The organism is Aeromicrobium sp. CTD01-1L150, from assembly GCF_041951745.1.
Lineage (GTDB): Bacteria > Actinomycetota > Actinomycetes > Propionibacteriales > Nocardioidaceae > Aeromicrobium.
On the sequence record NZ_CP169555.1, the window covers coordinates 2,570,997 to 2,589,337 of the forward strand.

Below are 18,341 nucleotides of genomic sequence, written 5' to 3' on the forward strand. Positions count from 1 at the left end.
AGCCAACAACCTCAACCAACGTTGAGGTCAACCGGTCCGCCACTCAGCCCAGGTCGAGGGCCAGCAGGTCGTCCTCGGTCTCGCGCCGCACGATGACCCGCGCCTCACCGTCGCGCACGGCCACCACCGCGGCGCGCGGCACGTGGTTGTAGTTGCTGGCCAGGGACCGGCAGTAGGCGCCGGTGCCGGGGACGGCCAGCAGGTCGTCGGCGGTGACGTCGGCAGGCAGGTACTCGTCCTTGACGACGATGTCCCCGGACTCGCAGTGCTTGCCCACCACGCGGCTCAGCACCGGCGGGACGTCCGACCCCCGCGAGGCGAGGGTGCAGGAGTAGTCGGCGCTGTAGAGGGCGGGACGGATGTTGTCGCTCATGCCGCCGTCGACCGAGACGTACCGGCGCGAGGCGTTGCCGTCGAGGCGGACTTCCTTGACGGTGCCGACCTCGTACAGGGTGAAGGTGGACGGGCCGGCGATCGCGCGACCGGGCTCCAGCGACAGCTTGGGCACCTCGACCCCCAGGGCGGCGCACTCGTCGTCGACGATCTTGAGCAGCTCCCGGGCCAGGTCGGCGGGGGTGGAGGGGTGGTCCTGCGTCGTGTACGCGATGCCGAACCCGCCACCGAGGTCCAGCTCCGGTGGCGCGAGGCCCAGCTCGTCGGCGATCTGCGCGTGCAGCCGCAGGACGCGTCGGGCCGCGACCTCGAACCCGTCGGTGACGAAGATCTGGGAGCCGATGTGCGAGTGCAGGCCGAGCAGCCTCAGCCGTGGTGCGGCAGCCACCCGACGCACCGCGTCGAGCGCTGCACCGTCGGCGATGGAGAAGCCGAACTTCTGGTCCTCGTGGGAGGTGGAGATGTACTCGTGCGTATGGGCCTCGACGCCTGCGGTGACGCGGACCATGACCTGCGCATCCACGCCGAGCTCGGCGGTGAGCGCGTCCAGACGCTCGATCTCCTCGACACTGTCGACGATGATCCGTCCGACGCCGACCTCCAGCGCCCGTCGCAGCTCCGCGACGGACTTGTTGTTGCCGTGCAGACCGATGCGTCCGGGTGGGAACTCCGCGCGCAGCGCCACGGCCAGCTCTCCCCCGGTGCAGACGTCGAGGCTCAGGCCCTCCTCGGCCACCCAGCGTGCGGTGGCGACGCACAGGAAGGCCTTGCCGGCGTAGTAGATGTCGGCGTCGGGGAAGGCCTCGGCGAACGCGCGGGCACGGCCGCGGAAGTCCCCCTCGTCCACGACGTACAACGGTGTGCCGAACTCCTGCGCCAGCTCTGGGGCGGTGACGCCCGCGACGGACAGCACGCCGTCACTCTTGGCGACTCCGGAGGACCACAAGGGCTCGACGAGCGCGTCGGGGTCATCGGGCAGCCGCAGCCAGGCCGGGCCTCTGTCACCGGCCTGCCCGTGCAGGGCACCGGCCTCGTGGGACCTCATACGCTCACATCCTCTCGGTACTCATGGGTCACATCCGCCCAGTACTCATGGGTCACATCCGCTCCGGCGCGGCGACGCCGAGCAGGTCGAGGCCGTTGGCGATCACCTGGCGGGTGGCGGCCACCAGCACGAGCCGCGCCCGATGCGCATCGCTCGGGTCCTCATCTCCCCGCGGCAGCACCCGGCAGGTGTCGTAGAACTTGTGGAAGGCCGACGCGGTGTCCTCCAGGTAGCGGGCGACGCGGTGGGGCTCGCGCAGCTCGGCCGAGCGGGCCACGACGCGCGGGTACTCCGCCAGGGCGCGCAGCAGGTCACCCTCACGCTCGGTGGCCAGCTGCCCGGCGTCGTAGGAGTCGGGGGCGACGGTGATACCGAGGTCGGCGGCGCCGCGCAGGATGGAGGACAGCCGGGCGTGCGCGTACTGGACGTAGTAGACGGGGTTGTCGTTGCTCTTGGCCGTCATCTCGGCGACATCGAGCGTGAGTGGTGAGTCCACGGGGTAGCGGATGAGCGTGTACCGCAGGGCATCGACGCCGATGAGGTCGATGAGCTCGCGCAGCGAGACGATGGTGCCGGCACGCTTGGAGAGCTTGAGCTCCTCGCCGTCCTTGAGGATCTTGACGAGCTGACCGATGAGCACCTCGATCTGCTCGCCTGGGGTGTCGCCGACGCATGCGGCCATGGCGCGCAGCCGTCCGACGTAGCCGTGGTGGTCCGCGCCGAGCAGGTACAGGCAGGGATCGAACCCGCGTCCCCGCTTGTCGACGTAGTACGCCGTGTCGGAGGCGAAGTAGGTGAGGGATCCGTCGGACTTGCGCAGGACGCGGTCCTTGTCGTCGCCGAAGTCGGTGGTGCGCATCCACAGTGCGCCGTCGGACTCATAGAGCCGGCCCTGCTCACGCAGCTTGTCGAAGCCACGCTCGACGGCGTCGGACTCGTGCAGCGAACGCTCGGAGAACCACACGTCGAAGTGGGTGCGCAGCTCGCCCAGCTCGGCGCGCTGCTCGGCCAGCTGCAGCGCATAGCCCTGCTCGCGGAAGGCGACCTTCTGCTCGTCGTCGGGGAGGTCGAGGATGCCGGGATCGGCCTCGACGACCCGCTGGGCGAGGTCGGCGACATAGGCGCCCTGGTAGCCGTCCTCCGGGGGCGCCTGACCGCCTGCCCGCGCGGCCAGCGAGGCCCCGAAGGTGTCCATCTGGTTGCCGCGGTCGTTGATGTAGAACTCGCGGGCGACGTCGGTCCCGGTGGCCTCGATGACGCGCGCGAGGGCGTCGCCGACGGCAGCCCAGCGAGTGTGCCCGAGGTGCAGGGGGCCGGTGGGGTTGGCGCTGATGAACTCCAGGTTGAGCCGCCGGCCCGCGCCGGTCTCGGTGCGACCGTACGCCTGACCGGCGGCGAGAACCTGTCCGGCCAGCGCGCCCTGGGCACCCGCGGCGACCCGCAGGTTGAGGAATCCGGGACCGGCGACCTCGGCGCTCGCGACACCGTCGCCCTCCTGGAGCAACTCGGCGAGCTGGGTGGCGAGGTCCCGCGGGTTGACGCCGGCCCGCTTGGCCAGCTGCAGCGCGATGTTGGTGGCGTAGTCGCCGTGCTCACGCACCTTGGGTCGCTCCACCCGCACCGTGTCAGGCACGCCATCGGCCAGGCTGAGGCACCCGTCGTCGACGAGGCGTTGCAAGGCGTCGACAATGGCGGTGGAGAGCTGCTCGGGAGTCACCGCGTCAGCCTACCGAGACCGGCGCCGCTTCCCCGCACGCGGCCGCGGGCCCTGACGACGGTCTCACCGTCAGTGCGCCCGGGCGTCGATCGCCGTGCCGATGGTCGTGATGAGGTCATCGGGGTCGAACGGCTTGGTGAGGTAGGCGTCGGCTCCCGCCTCGAGGCCCCGCTTGATGTCGGCCGGCAGGTTCTGCGTGGTGACCATGACGATCGCGAGCTCCTGCAACGCGGGGTCGGAGCGGATCGCCGCCACCGTCTCGGCGCCGCCCTGGCGCGGCATCATCTCATCGACCGTGACGGCGTCCGGGAGCGTCCCGGAGGTCGCATCGGCTCGCAGTCGTTCCAGGCAGTCCAGGCCGTCGACGGCCTCTCCGACCTCGAACCCGGCGAGCTCGAGGTTGGTCCGGATGAGGAAGCGGATCGACGCCGTGTCGTCGACCACCAGGACAGTGGGCACGGACCTCACCGTAGCGGCCGTGAGGTAGGCTCACACCGGAGTTTCACGAACTCGCACCGACGAGTCCGCGAAGCTGCCGGGCCCCCGTAGCTCAGGGGATAGAGCACCGCCCTCCGGAGGCGGGAGCGCAGGTTCGAATCCTGCCGGGGGTGCCCTGTGGTGTCTCAGGACATCGCGGACACCCGAACCTGCAGAGGCAGGTTCGGGTGTTCTCATGTTCGGGGGCTGATAGTCCCGGTCTGGATCGACCGTGAGGCCGCGGCGGACTGGTTCGTGCCGGGGAACCCGACCCGGTGAGGGCAGTGGTTGCCCGAAGGCCCAGGCGTAGGGGCTCCACGGTCGGAGTGAACGACGGTCGCCGGGATTGGGCTCACCGGCAGACGTCTGCCCTGCCGTCCGGAGGGGCCAGCGCGCGTCAGCGGGGCAGGGACCTGCCCCGCAGCCGCATGGCCTCGCGCACCCGGTCCTGCGCCAAGGCACGTGCGGCCTGGTGGGTCGTGACCGACCGCGACCGCGCCTCCTGCAGGACCTCGGTGGTGTTGGCGCGGAGCCTCTCAGACACCGTGGCGAAGATGGCGTCCGTCTCCGGCCGGAAGGGTGAGTAGCGGGCCTCCATCGCAAAGGCAGCGCTCACGACGCCCCCGGCGTTGGCCACGAAGTCCGGGACCACGCTCACCCCACGCTCGCGCAGGACCTCCTGCGCCTGCGGGCTCGTCGGCAGGTTGGCACCCTCGACGACCAGCTGCGCGCGGAGCGCGCCGGCTCCACGGGCGTCGATGACGTCGTGCAGCGCCGCCGGGACGACGATCTCAGCGTCGACGTACAGCTCCTGCCCCGGCTCGATGCGAAGCTGCGGAAAGTCGGCGACCACGTCGTCGCCGACCTCGTACCGGCGGCTCAGGAGCGCCGGCACGTCCAGACCGGCCGGGTCGGCGATGGCGCCGGCGGCCGTCGAGACCGCCACCACCTGGTAGCCCAGCTCATCGAGGCGGGCCGCCGCTGCGTGCCCGACGGCCCCGAACCCCTGGATCGCCACCCGCGAGCCCTGCAGGCCCTGGCCGGTGGCGGCCTCATCGACCGCCTCGGCCACACCGAAGCCCGTGACCCCCAGCTGGTCGTAGGGCACCCCGCCGAGCGCGTACGGAGTGCCGACGGCGGCACCGCGATCGCCGAGCTCGTCATTGATGATCGCCGCGTCGTCCTCGGTCAGGCCCATGTCCAGGCCCAGGACATACTCCGCCGGCACCTCGCCGGAGAGCTTGCGCACGAACGAGCGAAGAATCTCCTCCTTGTACGGGGACGCCGGATCGGCCTGGATGCCGGCCTTGGCACCACCGTGGAACAGGTCCACCCCGGCCCACTTCCAGGTCATCACCCGCGCCAGACGGGCGATCTCCTCGACGTCCACCGTGGGCTGCATCCGCGTTCCCCCTTTGCCGACGCCCCGCGACGTGTTGTCGATGACCAGCACGCCCTTCATCCCCGTCCTGCTGTCGCTGACGGCGACGACCTTCTCCGGGCCCCACTGGTCCATGAGGTCGAACAGGCTGGACAACGACAACAGCTCCTTGAGGTCGGGGGAAGGGAGACGGTGGTGGCAGGGTGGGGCGCGGCGACTGCCGCAGGTGGGCCTCAGGAGGTGATCGTGAGGCCCAGGCGCGCCGAGAGCGCGGCGATGGAGTCGTCCTGCTGACGCTGGTAGAGGTCGTGGGGGTCGGCGACCGTCCGGCCCACGATCCGCGACATCGCCGCAAGGTCGTACTCGATGCCGCGCTGAGCATCGTCGCGAGATCCCTCGTCGGTGAGGTTGGACTGGAAGATCCCGGCCGCCGAGCGTGGCAGAAAGTCCTCGTAGACGATCGGCTCCGGTACGGCCGCACCGGCCTCGACGAGCTCGGTGAGGCTCACCCGCGGACCGGGGAAGGACGAGCCCACCTCGGCCCAGACCTGCTCGTCGAGGGTGAAGGTGAAGTACGCCAGGGCCTGCAGCGCCAGCTCCTTCTCGGTCCGTGGCAGGTTCTCCTCCCACACCGTGCGGGCGACCTCGGCCCGGACGCCACCGCCCTCCCCCGCGGCCAGCCGGCGATCGGTCACCGAGACCATGAAGTCGTAGAGCTCCCGGCCAGCCGGCGTGAGGGCGATGCCGCGCTGCTCGACCTCCCCGAACCGCACCCGCAGGTCCGACGGCCCCACCGTGCCGTCCTCGAACCGGAAGGTCCGCGCCTCGGCGAGGGCTCGAAAGGACGTCTGCCGCAGCAGCACGTCCGGGCCGTCCCACCGGGGCGGACCCTGGATCTCATCGATCATCACGATCCCGCGGGCCTGCATGCGCGCGTAGAGGTCGTCGATGTCCAGCACCCTGGGGGTGAGGTGGTTGATGTGGGTCGAGGCCACGCCACCGATGTCCGCCGCCACTGCCGAGACGTCCTCGAGCCGTCGGTACCACGCGTGATCGACCGGGTCGTCGGAGAGCTCGAAGGCCTGCGTGGCCAGCTGCACGAGCCGATCGGCGTCGGGCTCCTGCAGGCCGCCGTGCTCGATGGCCTGGTCCGACAACGCCAGCAGCTCCGGCGAGAAGAGGGTACGAGCGCCGATGAAGTCCTGCAGCTGCTGCCGGAGCTCGGCATCGAAGAAGCGCGGATCGTCGGCCGTCAGCATCGAGGTGAAGACCCGGAACGGGTTCGCCGCCAGCTCGTCGGGGTCGGTGGGGCGGAAGGCGGTCGAGACCACCGGCACCGAGGACGTGGAGGCGTCCCGGAGGTCGTAGAAGCCCACCGGATGCATGCCGAAGGCGGCGAAGACCCGCGCCACCTGCGCCATCTCCTGGGCCGAGCCGACCCGGATCGCGCCGTGGCGCTCCGCGGTGACCCGCTCGATGCTGCCGAGCCGCTCCCCCGCCGCCCCGCGGCGGCCCACGACGTCCTCGTTCACGGCAGCGGAGACGTCGACCAGCGTGGTGTAGGCCGGCACCTCCTCGCCGTACATCTGTGACAGGCCCCGGGCGAACCGAGCCCTCAGCCGTGTCGCTGACTGGAACGTCATGATGATCCTTCCTCTTCTCTCCTGCTGGGCCGTCGGTCGACGTCAGCGACGCTCGGCGCGCAGACGCTCGGTCTCCTCCTGCTGCACCCGGAAGTGCTCCGGCGGGCGGATCGTCGCCTCGGGCGGACCGACGTACTGCACGGCGACGCCGTACTCCTGGCGCGCGGCCTCCAGCGACACGTAGCCGTTGACCACGTCATCGACCACGTCCTCCACCGGCCGCTGCCGTGGGTCGGCGTAGCCTCCGCCGCCCGGGAAGCGGAACTCCACCTGGGTCTGCGCGTCGAGCCGGACCAGCGACTTGCGGGGCAGCGGCTCCTCCGTCGCAGCGTCCACGAAGCTGCCGGCGTCACCTGCGGCACCACCGAGTGCCCCTGGTGCCGGATGGTGGACCCGGTCGATGTTGGCGTTCACCGACCAGCCGTGCCCTCCGCGCCGGCGCACCTGGAGCTGCTGTCCCAGGCCACCGCGGAACCGTCCGGGACCGCCTGAGTCGGTGAGCAGCTCACGCTGGGTCTGCACCAACGGGGTGAGTGTCTCGAGCACCTCGGTCGGGGCCGCTCGCACGCCGGTCGGGAAGCCGGTGGTGGACAGGCCGTCCTTGCCGGGCCGACCTCCGCTGCCACCCGCCCCGAACACGGTGAGGGTGAACGGTGCCTCCTCCCCGATGGCTGCCCCCCGCCACACGGTCATCCACAGCGCGTCCGCGCTCGTGGCCGGCAGTCCTCCCGGTACCGCGGGGCGCAGCGCCTCGAAGACCAGGCTCGGCAGGAAGTGCCCCACGAGGTGACGCGAGGCCACCGGGGCCGGGTCGAGGCAGTTGAGCACCGACCCCTCCGGTGCGGTGATGTGCACCGGGCGGAAGGAGCCGGCATTGTGTGGCACCTCTGGAGCCAGGGCTGCCTTGATCGCGAACGACGTGTAGGCGCGGGTGTAGTTCAGGACCACGTTCACGCCGAACGGTGACTGCGGCGACGAACCGGCGTAGTCCACCTCGATCGACTCGCCGTGGATCGTCACGGCGACCTCGAGGGCCAGGGGCTCACCACCGAAGCCGTCGCACTCCATCGACGCGTGGTAGGTGCCGTCGGCCAGCTGGCCGATCGCCTGCCGCAGCGCCCCCTCGGATCGGTCCATGATCTCCGCGGCGACCGCATCGATGCTGTCGAGCCCGAACTCGTCCATCAGCCGCAGCAGGCTGCGCGCACCCACCTGGTTGGCCGCGACCTGGGCGTAGATGTCGCCCATCGTCTCGTTCGGGGTCCGGACGTTGGCTCGGATGAGCTCCTCCAGGACCTCATCGGGTCCGTCGGCCGAACGCAGCTTCATGATCGGCAGGCGCAGGCCCTCCTCGAACACCTCGGTCGCGGCGGCCGAGAGGATCCGTCCGCCGATGTCCGGCGAGTGGCAGCAGCTCGCGAACCAGGCGACGGTCCTGCCGTCGCGGAACACAGGGGTGGCGACGGTGATGTCGTTGATCTGGCCCGCCGTCATCCAGGGGTCGTTGGTGATGAGGACGTCACCCTCGGCCAGGGAGTCGGCACTGAACCGCGAGGCGATGTGCCGCATGCCTGTCGCGAGCGCGTTGATGTGACCGGGCGTCCCCCCCGAGGACTGGCCGATCATGGAGCCGCGTGAGTCAAACACGGCGCAGGCCAGGTCGTAGGACTCGCGGACCACCGGGCTGAATGCCGTGTTGACGAGGGCCGTCTGCTGCTCGTTGAGCATGGAGTGGAGCCGGTTGGAGACGAGTCCCACCACGATCGGGTCGACGCCCTCAGGGGGCACGGACGGAGTCGAACGGCTCATGATGCGCTCTCCTGCTCGAGATCGACGATGATGCTCCGGTCCTCGGCCACGACGCAGCGAGCCTCGGGAGGAACCACGAGGGTCGACTCCCGTTCCTCGACGATCACCGGACCGTTCAGCCGGGTACCGGGGGCGAGCGCCGCCCGGTCGTGCACTGGTGTGGTGACGTAGCCACCCGCTCCGGGGAAGTAGGCCTGCCGCTGCCCCTTGAGCGACTCGGCGCCACCTCCGGTGGGACGGAGACGGAGCCTCGCCTCGGGTTCCGGGCCGCTGGAGCGGACTCGCCAGGTGAGGATCTCGATGCCGACCCCCGAGGGCGCCACGTCACCGAACTTCCGCTCGTACTCGCGGGCGAAGGCGGCCAGGACATCGCTCTTCCAGGACCGGCCGGGAGCCGGCGTCGACACCTCGACCTCGTTGCCCTGTCCGACGAAGCGCATCTCGACGCTACGCTCGTGGCGGATCTCGCCAGGGTGGACGCCCGCGTCGACGAGCAGCTCAGCACCCTCGGCCTCCAGGGCGTCGAAGAGCGCCCGGATGCCGCTGTCGTCGATGTCGTCGAGCGTCGTGTGGGCGGAGCGCACCACGTCGATCGACGTCGCCGCCGACAGGAAGCCCAAGGTGCTCAGCACCCCTGCGGCGGGCGGGGCGAGCAGCGCCGGTGCGCCGAGGGCCCGTGCCACACCGGGCCCGTGCAGAGGGCCGTTCCCACCCGAGACGAACAGCGGGAGACGAGCCGGGTCGACCCCTCGCTCGATCGCATGCACGCGTGCCGCGTTGGCCATGTTCTCGTTCACGGTGGCATGGATCCCCCACGCCGCCTCCGCGCGACTGATGCCCAGGGGCTGGGCGACCTGTACGTCGATCGCGTGAGCGGCGGCCTCGGCATCGAGGGACATGGAGCCGCCGAGGAAGGCATCGGGGTCCAGGTAGCCCAGGACGACGTCGGCGTCGGTGACGGTGCAGTGGGTGCCTCCCCGCCCGTAGCTCGCCGGCCCGGGCTCGGACCCGGCGGAGTCGGGGCCGATGGTGATCAAGCCCAGTGAGTCGACGCGCGCGATGGACCCGCCGCCGGCCCCGATCTCGATCATGTCGATGACCGGAGCACGCACGGGCAGGCCGGACCCCGCGCGCAACCGGTAGACACGGCTGACCTCGAACGTGTGCGTCACGAGCGGGCGATCGTCCTCGATGAGGCAGAGCTTCGCCGTGGTGCCACCCATGTCGAAGGCCATGAGGTCGCTCTTGCCGGCCGTCCTGGCGAACGAGACGGCGCCGAGCGCCCCTCCGGCAGGGCCGGACTCCAGCATGCGGATCGGGTGGCTCCGCGCGACGTCGACCGACGTCACCCCGCCGTTGGAGAGCATGATGAGCAGGTCGTGGCGAAGCCCGACGTCGCGCAACCGGTGCCGCAGGTCCTCGAGGTAGTCCTCCACCACGCGTTGGACGTAGACGTTCGCCACGGTGGTGCTGAAGCGCTCATACTCCCTGATCTCAGGGTTGATCTCGCTGGACAGTGCCACCCGCAGGCCGGGAGCGACCTCGGCGATCGCGTCGCGAGCCCGCTCCTCGTGCTCGCCGTTGACGTGACTGTGCAGGAAGCAGAGAGCCACCGCCTCGACTCCGTCGTCCACCAGCTCGGTGGCCACCTTCTGCACCTGCTCCAGGTCCACCGGCGTCTCGACCGTGCCGTCGGCGAGGATCCGTTCGCCGATCCCGACCCGCAGGTACCGGGGGACGAGGGGGCGGGGCAGCTCCAGGTCGAGGTCGTAGAGCTCGTAGCGGTGCTCACGACCCATCTCGATCACGTCTCGGAAGCCCTCCGTCGTCAGGAGGGCCGTCTTCGCGCCGCGGCGTTCGATGAGGGCATTCGTCACCAGGGTCGTGCCGTGCACGACGCTTCTCACGTCCGAGGCGCGCAGGTCGTGGGAGCGGAGCGTGTCCGCGAGCACCGAGGCCACGGCAGCGGCCGGCTCACCGTGCGTCGTCAAGGTCTTGCCCACGGCCACGATGCCGTGCTGGTCCAGGACGGACAGGTCGGTGAAGGTGCCACCGATGTCGATCCCGACCCGCAGCTCTTCGGACTGTGCCATCGATCGCCTCTCTCGTGCAGGTCAACAACCCGGCGGCGATGCCGAGCCGTGACACCGACCTTACAGATCGTCCGACGATTTGTCATGACCGATCGCCGGATGATCGCCTCCATCCGAGCTCCACCGCCCGCCAGGTGACGGCCGACACAGCGACCTCTCTAGAGTGGGCTCATCATGAGCCCCTCCGCACAAGCATCCTCACGCCCGGCCGGAGCGGCTGGCGCCGCGACGAAGGTCGCGGGGTCGATCCGCAGCCAGATCGTCGAAGGCTCGCTCACGCCCGGCGTCCGACTGCCCGAGGAGCGGGTGCGTGCCGAGCTCGGCGTGTCGCGCAGCTCGCTCCGCGAGGGGTTCCAGCTCTTGATCCGAGAGCGCCTGCTGGTGCACCAGCTCAGTCGCGGCTTCTTCGTCCGCGAGCTCTCGCGGGGCGACATCTCAGACCTCTACGCAGTGCGCCGGGTCATGGAGTGCGGCGCGCTCCGGGAGGTCGTCACACTCCAGCCCCAGCAGCTGCGCGACCTCACCCAGCCCATCGTCGAGGGACGTGCCGCCGCCGACGAGGGCAACTGGCACGCCGTCGCCGCCGCCAGCATCAGGTTCCACGAGCAGCTGGTGGCACTCGCCGGCAGCGCGCGCCTGAACACGCTGATGAGCCAGGTGCTCGCCGAGTTCCGCCTCTCCTACGCCTACATGAGCGATCCCATGTCTTTCCACGCGCCCTTCCTGGAGCGCCACCAGGAGCTCGCAGAACGGATCCGCTCCGGCGAGGTCGACCAGGCCGTCCAGCTCCTGGAGTCCTACCTGCGGGACGCCGAGGCCGCGCTCCTCCAGCGCTACAGCGAGATCGAAGGTCAGACGAAGCAGCGTCGACGCGCGTAACAAGTTGGTTAAAGGCCTTGCGATCATCAGACGATCCGTCTACGGTCAAGCGATCAGTCCAGATGATCGCCCACTCCGGCACGACCACCCTCGGCTGACCTGCAAGCACTGACACGCGCCCGACCGGGCACACCGCGTCACCCCTCGACCAGACGACCCAGCGTCAGGAGCGCCCCGTGAGCTCAGAACTGTCCTTCGACGTGGCCGGCACGACACTCACCTGTCCTGTCGTGGCCGGCTACAACGCCGGATACACCGGGCGGGACCAGCAGTCGGTGCAGGCGCACATCGCCGAGCTCGCCGAGCAGGGCATCGGCGCTCCCGACACCATTCCCACCCTGTTCAGCATCCCCTCGTACATGAACCTGCAGACGACCCGGGTGGAGGTGGGGCACCCACGCACCTCCGGTGAGGTGGAGTGGGCGCTGATCCTCGGAGGGACCCAGCACCCCGACCTGCTCACCGTGGCCAGCGACCACACCGATCGCGCGCTCGAGGCGTACGACGTCACCTGCGCCAAGCAGATCTCCCCGAACGTCCTCGCGGACAGGGCATGGCGACTCGAGGACGTCTCAGCCGACATCGACGACATCGTCCTGCGGTCCCAGGTCCTGCACGACGGTGGGTGGACCGTGCTGCAGGAAGGCACGATCGGCGACCTGATCAGCCCGCTGGAGTGGAAGGACCGACTCCGCGAGTCCGGGCGACTCCAGCCCGGTGTCGTCATCCTCGGCGGCACCCTGCCCATGATCGAGCCCGACCACCAGTTCGCCGACCGGTGGGAGGTCTCGATGCACCGTCCGGACGGCGACGTCATCAGCCAGTCCTACGACGTCCACCACATGGTCGCGAGCATCACGTGAGCAGCTCCCAGGTCGCACCGTGTCGACCTGGGTCCCACCCCCACCCGCACGAGAGGAACCCGGATGTTTTGGCTTGGAATGTCCATCTTCGCCGTTCTCGCAGTACTTCCGTTCATCTGCGCCGCAACCCTGAACGCCCGGGACGCCGCCACCTCCAACGACGAGGGCCGACCGTCCTCGGCGACCCCGGAGGAGCGCTGACATGCACCTCGGATACCTGACGGTCATCGTCGGCTACTTCGTCGTCGTGCTCCTGATCGGCGTGTGGGGGGCCAAGAAGGGCAGCTACGACTCCTACACGGTCGCGGACCGGGACGTGGGTCTCCCGCTCTCGGTCGGCACGTTCTTCGCCACCTACATCTCCTCGGCCACCGTCGTCGGGTTCGTCGGCTACACCTCCCTCAGCGGAGCGTCGATATTCCCGACGTACTTCTGGGGATTCGCCCTGGGCTGGCTGGCACTGTGCCTGATCGCCGGAAGGATGAGGCGGCTCGGTCTGCGATCCGTCCCGTCCTACTTCGAGGCGCGCTTCGGCGGCACCTCCCTGCGAGTCTTCTCCGCGCTGGTCACTGTGGTGGCCTTCTCCTTCAGCGTCATGACCCAGCTCGTCGCCGGCAGTCTCGTGCTCTCCGTGGTCATCGGCATCAACCAGGTCGTCGGCGTGATCCTGCTGGCCACCGTGCTGATCGTCTACACCGTGCTCGGCGGCCTGGTCTCGGTGGTGCGCACCGACTTGATCCAGGGCTGCCTCATCGTCCTGGCCGTGGCCACCGCCTTCGTCGTGGCACTGGTGCAGAACGGTGCCTCGGCCTTCGACGTCCCGGAGAACCTTCAGACGATGCTCCAGGGCAGCACCCCGACCACGGCCGACATGGTCGCGCTCGTGCTCGTCGCGTTCGGCGGCGTCGCCGCCCAGCCCTACTACCTGCACCGCTTCTTCTCAGCACGCAGCGAGGCCACGGCCCGACAGATGGTCGGCATCGGCGCCCTGGTCGCAGGCCTGGTCTACTTCATGATCGCCATCCTCGGCATCGTCATGCCCCGCTCCGTGGGCACCGAGAACCTCGGGGACTCGGCGATCATCCAGTTCGGCCTGCAGAACGGCGGCCTCCTGGGGGCGCTCATCGTGATCGGCATCATCTGCGCCGTCCAGTCGACGGTCGACTCGGCCCTGCACCTCATCGGCGTCAACTTCACCAACGACGTGGCCGGGGTGGCCAGGCCGACGATGTCGGACGAGGCCAAGCACACCCTCGCCCGCTCGACGACGGCCGTGATCGGCGTCCTGTGCACCACCGGAGCCGTGCTCTTCATCGTGGCCGATGCCGGGTTCATCACGATCCTGCTCAACATCTGGCTGGGTACCCTCTCCTCGGCGTTGCTGGTACCGCTCTACAGCTCGATCTTCTTCCGCTGGGTCAGCCGCCTGGGCGCCCTCCTCAGCAGCGTCGGCGGCTTCCTCGGCTACTTCGTCGCACTCTCGGCGGTCGAGCTCGGCAACGCGACCTTGCCGTTCCACCAGATCTACTTCGGTCTGGGTCTGTCGGTGCTCGGCCTGCTCGTCGGCAGCCTCGCGCAACGCTCGGATCCCGACGACGACGTGGTGGCACGGTTCTTCGCCAAGCAGGAGGCGCCCTCCGGTGCCTGAGGAAGACCTCGCCGACCTGACCCCCGCCCGGGCGAGGGCCATGTTCCGGTCCGCTGAGCTGTGCCGCCCCACCTCGGGACTGTGCACCGGGTACATCCAGGCCAACCTGGCTTTCCTGCCCACCGGGGTCGCCGACGACTTCGAGGCGATGTGCCGGCTCAACGACCAGCCCCTCCCGCTGATCGAACGCCTGCCCGCTGGGCAGTACTCGCCACGGGTCAGTGCCACGGATGCGGACCTGAGGACCGACCTCGGCGGCTTCATGGTCTACGACGGGCGCTCCTGGACATCGGTCCCCGACCTGCTCGAGCACTGGCGAGACGACCTCGTCGCCTTCGTGATCGGCTGCAGCTTCTCGGCCGAGCGTGCGCTGCTCGAGGCCGGCGTCCACCTCCGGCACGTGGCCGCCGGAGGTGGGGTGCCGATCTACCGCACCACTCGGGACCTGGAGCCCGCCGGAGGCCTGCGGGGACGTCTGGTGGTCTCGATGCGTGCCATCGAGGACTCCCAGGTGGACACTGCGGCCGCGGTGACCGCGCGGTACCCGATGGCGCACGGTGGCCCGGTGTGGACCGGGCCCGGGCAGCACATCGGCTGCCGCGACGGCCGATCGCCGGACTGGGGGGTCGAGCTCCCGGTCACCGCCGAGGAGACGCCCGTCTACTGGGCCTGTGGCGTGACACCTCAGACGATCATCGAGGACTCCGGCATCGCGGGGGCGATGGTGCACCGTCCCGGTCACATGTTCATCACCGACATCCGCGACGAGACCGTCCGCGACGTCGATCCGGCCGACTGGCGAGCGCGGCATGCCTGCTGAGTCGGGCCCGACAGCGCCCCGTGACCACGGACCGGACCCCCGGTCGCAGGAGCGAGCGGTGCGCATCCGCATGGTCCAGCAGGTTGCCTTCGGCGAGTCGCCACGACATCGGATGGCCGCGATGCGGCGTGCCCTGCTCGCCGCCCCGTTCCCCGACCCTGCGGCGCCCGATGCCCCGCGGGGCGTCCAGAACGTCCTCGTCCTGCCAGAGATGTGGCCAGTCGGCTTCTTCAACTTCGACGCCTACCGGACCTTCGCCCATGACCTCTTCGAGGACTACGAGCAGCTGGTCGTCGAGCTCGCCGGGACCATGGACTGCTGGGTCTTCGGGGGCAGCGCGCCCTTCGCGAGCGGGGAGACCTACCACAACCGCTCCGTCGTGGCCTCCCCCGCGGGCGAGCTGCGCCACTTCGACAAGCTGCACCTCTTTGCCTACCAGTCGCGTGAGGCCGAGATCCTGACTCCGGGGTCCGCTCTGGTGGCGTTCGAGAGCCCCCTGGGCAGCACCGGCATCCTGACGTGCTTCGACCTTCGCTTCCCGGAGAGCTTTCGCGCCCTGCGTCGCCAAGGATGCGAGGCGTTCGTCGTCGTGGCCGCCTGGCCACTGCCGCGGGTGGCGCACTGGAAGGCCCTGCTGGTCGCCCGCGCCATCGAGAACCAGGCCTGGGTCGTCGGTGTCAACGGATGCGGCGAGGACTTCGGCACACAGCTGGGTGGGGGATCGATGATCGTGGCACCGGATGGCACTGTCGTGGCCGATCTGGCGGACGAGCCGAGCTCGCAGGACGTCGTCGTCTCGGCGTCGCTGACCCACCGGGTGCGTGAGCAGTACCCCTTCCACGACTCGATCATCGCGGACCTGCTGGAGAAGCCGACGACCTTTGCGGTCCTGCCCAGCGTCTAGCCTCGCCCGGGTGATGTGCCGGCACCACCGGCGATCTCCTCGCCGCACTCGTCGGCGCCAGTCCCTACGCTGGCGCCATGGCGCACCCGAAGATGTTCGACGACGATGACCCGGTCCTCGCACGCGTCCGGAGGATCGCCCTCTCGTTCCCGGACGCCGCGGACAAGGTCTCGCACGGCCAGCCGGCGTTCTTCACGACCAAGGTCTTCGCGTACTACGGCGGCTCACAGAAGCTCCCCGCCGGCGGACACGTCCGCCACGACGCATCGCTGCTCGTGCTGGCACCCGCCGACGAACGTCAGGCGCTGCTGCAGGACCCACGATTCTTCACGCCGATGTACCTCGGCCCGTCGGGCTGGGTCGGCCTCCGCCTCGACGACCAGACCGACTGGACGGAGGTCCGTGAGCTGATCGACGCGTCGTACCGCCTGACCGCCGGGGTTCGGCGCGTGCGCCGCCTCGACGCGGGCGATGCCTGAGCGGGACCATCGCCCGTGGATGGACCGGGCCACCGCCGAAGGTGCAAGAGTAGGTGCCCGATGAGCACTCCCGACCACCTCACGCCCCCGCCCGAACCCGGCATCCCCGACCTGCCCGCCCACTGGAGCGCACGGATGCCCGAGTACGGCGACGTCGAGGCACTCGTACGCCTGCGCCACCTCGATGAGCTCCAGGGCACCGGCGGGGCCCACGTGAACGTCGCCGGGATCGAGAACGAGATCGTCGGCCAGGACTTCCGGAACAGGCATCAACCGGCAAGAACAGACTGACAGTCGCCGGCCGACCGGACCTGGCTAGGCTGACTGACGCGTGTGGGGCCGTCTCACTGAGCGATCCGGCGCCGGTGCGACGACGACGGGGCTGGACGCCCGCCAGCAGGCCGACATTCTCTCGCCCCACGGCATCGCGGGATCTCGGCAGCTCTGCCGTGACCCGGGAGACATGGACTCATGTCGGACAGGGCGGCTGAGGCGCTCGGGGCGAGAGCCCATGTCCCAGCACGGGCACTTCCAATTTTGTATCAGTACTGATACATTTACGGATATCCCAGTGCTGACACATGAGGACGTCGTCATGGACATCTCCACCTCTGCCGATCTCGGCGCTCTCGTGAAGGAACACCGCATCGAGCAGGGCCTCACCCAGGCGGCGCTCGCTGAGCGTGCCGGCGTTGGGCGCAAGCTCCTAGTCCGCCTCGAACAGGGACGCCCGAGCTTGGAGGTCGGCCGCGTCCTCTCAGTGCTCGAGGCTCTGGGCGTCTCACTCACCGCGGACCGAGCGAGCCCACGGGAGTCCAAGAACGGCGCCAGGTCCCTGATCGACTCAGTATTCGAGTCGTTGCACGAGGAGGAAGACGACCATCACTGAGCACCTTCGCGTCTACCTCGACAGCAGCTTCGCTGGCGACCTGCATCAAGACGGCAACGGCCGAGTCTCGTTCGACTACGACGACGGCTACCGAGGCTCAGACGACTCAACCCCTCTGTCGTTCGTTATCGACCTTCGCGTGACTCACCAGAAGCCGAGCCATGTCAGGAACTGGTTCGACGGACTGCTGCCAGACAACATCGCGGTCCGAGAAGAGTGGAGTCGCAAGTACCAGGTATCTGCACGCAACCCACTCGCTCTCCTGCGCCACGTCGGGAGAGACGCCGCAGGAGCGATCCAGGTGATCCCCGACGGCGAGGAAGCGGACGACTCCGCTGCCCGCACCGGAAGCATCGAGTGGCTCACCGACGACGATCTTGAGTCAGTCCTGAACGGCTTGCGAACTCACCGGGGTGACTGGGGACGCGAGTTTCGCAATGGCCGCTGGAGCCTTGCCGGGGCGCAGAACAAGGTCGCACTGCACCACGACGGCGACCGGTGGGGCGTGCCGCTGGATTCCACGCCGACGACCCACATCCTCAAGACCTCCATCGGTGGGTTCGACCTGCACGACATCAACGAGTACGCCTGTCAGCGAGCGGCGCGATATCTGCGCATCCCTGCGGCCACGACGTCTCTGCTGACAGTCGGGGACGAACGGGCCCTAGTCTCCACCCGCTACGACCGTGTCAAGACCGAGAAGGGTTGGCGAAGGGTCCATCAGGAGGACGTGTGCCAGGCACTGGGTGTCGCCCCGGCCTCGAAGTACCAGAATGATGGCGGCCCTGGCGTCTCCGCCTTCAAGCAGGTGTTCTCCAGATTCAAGACCGCTTCGGCCCGTGAGTCAGCAGTCAGCCAGTTCTTCGACTACCTCGCTTTCAACGTCATCATCGGAGCGACTGACGCACACGCCAAGAACTTCTCCGTGCTGCACTCGGGGCCCGAGTCCGCGCTGGCTCCGTTGTACGACCTGGCCTCCGCTCTGCCGTATCTGACTGAGCGGATCGAATCACATGGTCTGCGCACCGAGCTCCCACGCAGCGCGCTGAAGATCGGTTCGACGTACGACCTGCCGCACATCGGTGAGTCCGACATCGCGAGGTGTGCCCGTAGCCTGAACCTCAGCGCCGACTACGGGGTGCAGCGGTACCGCGACCTGGCCGAAGCAGTCCCGCCCGCGTTCGAGAACATCGCCGAAGGCCTCGGGGAGCCCAGTCACGCCCGGTTCGTACGTGATCTCGCCGCTCGGATCGAGGCACACGTGAATGGACGTTGGCGCAACGGACTACTGCTCTGAGCGA

17 protein-coding genes and 1 tRNA gene are annotated in these 18,341 nt (G+C 69.3%); 11 read left to right on the forward strand and 7 right to left on the reverse strand.

Features of this window, described 5'->3' with window-relative positions:
- Positions 1 to 43: 43 nt before the first annotated feature.
- The 3 genes from lysA to ACEVFP_RS12710 all read right to left on the reverse strand — a co-directional run bounded on the left by lysA (position 44) and on the right by ACEVFP_RS12710 (position 3,614).
- Entirely contained in the window at positions 44 to 1,438 is a 1,395-nt protein-coding gene (gene lysA, locus ACEVFP_RS12700; protein ID WP_374999833.1) for a diaminopimelate decarboxylase, read from the reverse strand.
- Positions 1,439 to 1,490: 52 nt separating this feature from the next.
- Positions 1,491 to 3,155, reverse strand: coding sequence for an arginine--tRNA ligase (gene argS / locus ACEVFP_RS12705; RefSeq protein WP_374999834.1), 1,665 nt, complete (start codon positions 3,153 to 3,155; stop codon positions 1,491 to 1,493).
- A 69-nt stretch (positions 3,156 to 3,224) separates the two neighbouring features.
- Positions 3,225 to 3,614 carry a response regulator gene (locus ACEVFP_RS12710; RefSeq protein WP_374999835.1) on the reverse strand — a complete coding sequence of 130 codons (390 nt, stop codon included), beginning with the start codon at positions 3,612 to 3,614 and terminating at the stop codon, positions 3,225 to 3,227.
- Positions 3,615 to 3,694: 80 nt separating this feature from the next.
- Between ACEVFP_RS12710 and ACEVFP_RS12715 the strand changes: the two genes are divergently transcribed.
- Positions 3,695 to 3,766, forward strand: a tRNA-Arg gene (locus tag ACEVFP_RS12715).
- A 263-nt stretch (positions 3,767 to 4,029) separates the two neighbouring features.
- Here ACEVFP_RS12715 and ACEVFP_RS12720 read toward each other — a convergent pair.
- From ACEVFP_RS12720 to ACEVFP_RS12735, 4 genes are all read right to left on the reverse strand, one after another.
- On the reverse strand, positions 4,030 to 5,169 hold the full coding sequence (locus tag ACEVFP_RS12720) for a Glu/Leu/Phe/Val dehydrogenase (RefSeq protein WP_374999836.1): 1,140 nt from the start codon (positions 5,167 to 5,169) through the stop codon (positions 4,030 to 4,032).
- A 77-nt stretch (positions 5,170 to 5,246) separates the two neighbouring features.
- A complete protein-coding gene (locus tag ACEVFP_RS12725) occupies positions 5,247 to 6,656 on the reverse strand; it encodes a 2-oxoadipate dioxygenase/decarboxylase family protein (RefSeq protein WP_374999837.1) in 1,410 nt (469 codons plus the stop codon).
- A 42-nt stretch (positions 6,657 to 6,698) separates the two neighbouring features.
- Complete coding sequence (locus ACEVFP_RS12730; RefSeq protein WP_374999838.1) at positions 6,699 to 8,465, reverse strand: hydantoinase B/oxoprolinase family protein; 1,767 nt, start codon at positions 8,463 to 8,465, stop codon at positions 6,699 to 6,701.
- Positions 8,462 to 10,558 (reverse strand): hydantoinase/oxoprolinase family protein, encoded by a 2,097-nt coding sequence (locus ACEVFP_RS12735; RefSeq protein ID WP_374999839.1) that lies wholly within the window; start codon positions 10,556 to 10,558, stop codon positions 8,462 to 8,464. The genes ACEVFP_RS12730 and ACEVFP_RS12735 overlap by 4 nt, the downstream gene beginning before the upstream one ends.
- A gap of 174 nt (positions 10,559 to 10,732) precedes the next feature.
- On the opposite strand from ACEVFP_RS12735, the gene ACEVFP_RS12740 reads away from it, so the two are divergent.
- The 10 genes from ACEVFP_RS12740 (at position 10,733) to ACEVFP_RS12785 (ending at position 18,337) form a co-directional block, all read left to right on the forward strand.
- On the forward strand, positions 10,733 to 11,437 hold the full coding sequence (locus ACEVFP_RS12740; RefSeq protein WP_374999840.1) for a GntR family transcriptional regulator: 705 nt from the start codon (positions 10,733 to 10,735) through the stop codon (positions 11,435 to 11,437).
- Positions 11,438 to 11,613: 176 nt separating this feature from the next.
- Complete coding sequence (locus tag ACEVFP_RS12745; RefSeq protein WP_374999841.1) at positions 11,614 to 12,300, forward strand: DUF2848 family protein; 687 nt, start codon at positions 11,614 to 11,616, stop codon at positions 12,298 to 12,300.
- Between the two features lie 63 nt (positions 12,301 to 12,363).
- A complete protein-coding gene (locus tag ACEVFP_RS12750) occupies positions 12,364 to 12,501 on the forward strand; it encodes a hypothetical protein (protein WP_374999842.1) in 138 nt (45 codons plus the stop codon).
- Position 12,502: 1 nt separating this feature from the next.
- Entirely contained in the window at positions 12,503 to 13,948 is a 1,446-nt protein-coding gene (locus ACEVFP_RS12755; RefSeq protein WP_374999843.1) for a sodium:solute symporter, read from the forward strand.
- The gene (locus ACEVFP_RS12760; RefSeq protein ID WP_374999844.1) at positions 13,941 to 14,768 is read left to right on the forward strand and encodes a D-glutamate cyclase family protein; all 828 of its coding nucleotides are present in this window, start codon (positions 13,941 to 13,943) and stop codon (positions 14,766 to 14,768) included. Before ACEVFP_RS12755 ends, ACEVFP_RS12760 begins: the two co-directional genes overlap by 8 nt.
- Before the next feature lie 58 nt (positions 14,769 to 14,826).
- The gene (locus ACEVFP_RS12765) at positions 14,827 to 15,672 is read left to right on the forward strand and encodes a nitrilase-related carbon-nitrogen hydrolase (RefSeq protein WP_374999845.1); all 846 of its coding nucleotides are present in this window, start codon (positions 14,827 to 14,829) and stop codon (positions 15,670 to 15,672) included.
- Positions 15,673 to 15,749: 77 nt separating this feature from the next.
- On the forward strand, positions 15,750 to 16,151 hold the full coding sequence (locus ACEVFP_RS12770) for an MmcQ/YjbR family DNA-binding protein (protein WP_374999846.1): 402 nt from the start codon (positions 15,750 to 15,752) through the stop codon (positions 16,149 to 16,151).
- A 60-nt stretch (positions 16,152 to 16,211) separates the two neighbouring features.
- Entirely contained in the window at positions 16,212 to 16,442 is a 231-nt protein-coding gene (locus tag ACEVFP_RS12775) for a hypothetical protein (RefSeq protein WP_374999847.1), read from the forward strand.
- A gap of 304 nt (positions 16,443 to 16,746) precedes the next feature.
- Entirely contained in the window at positions 16,747 to 17,040 is a 294-nt protein-coding gene (locus tag ACEVFP_RS12780) for a helix-turn-helix domain-containing protein (RefSeq protein WP_374999848.1), read from the forward strand.
- Positions 17,033 to 18,337, forward strand: coding sequence for a type II toxin-antitoxin system HipA family toxin (locus tag ACEVFP_RS12785; protein WP_375003827.1), 1,305 nt, complete (start codon positions 17,033 to 17,035; stop codon positions 18,335 to 18,337). The genes ACEVFP_RS12780 and ACEVFP_RS12785 overlap by 8 nt, the downstream gene beginning before the upstream one ends.
- Positions 18,338 to 18,341: the final 4 nt, after the last annotated feature.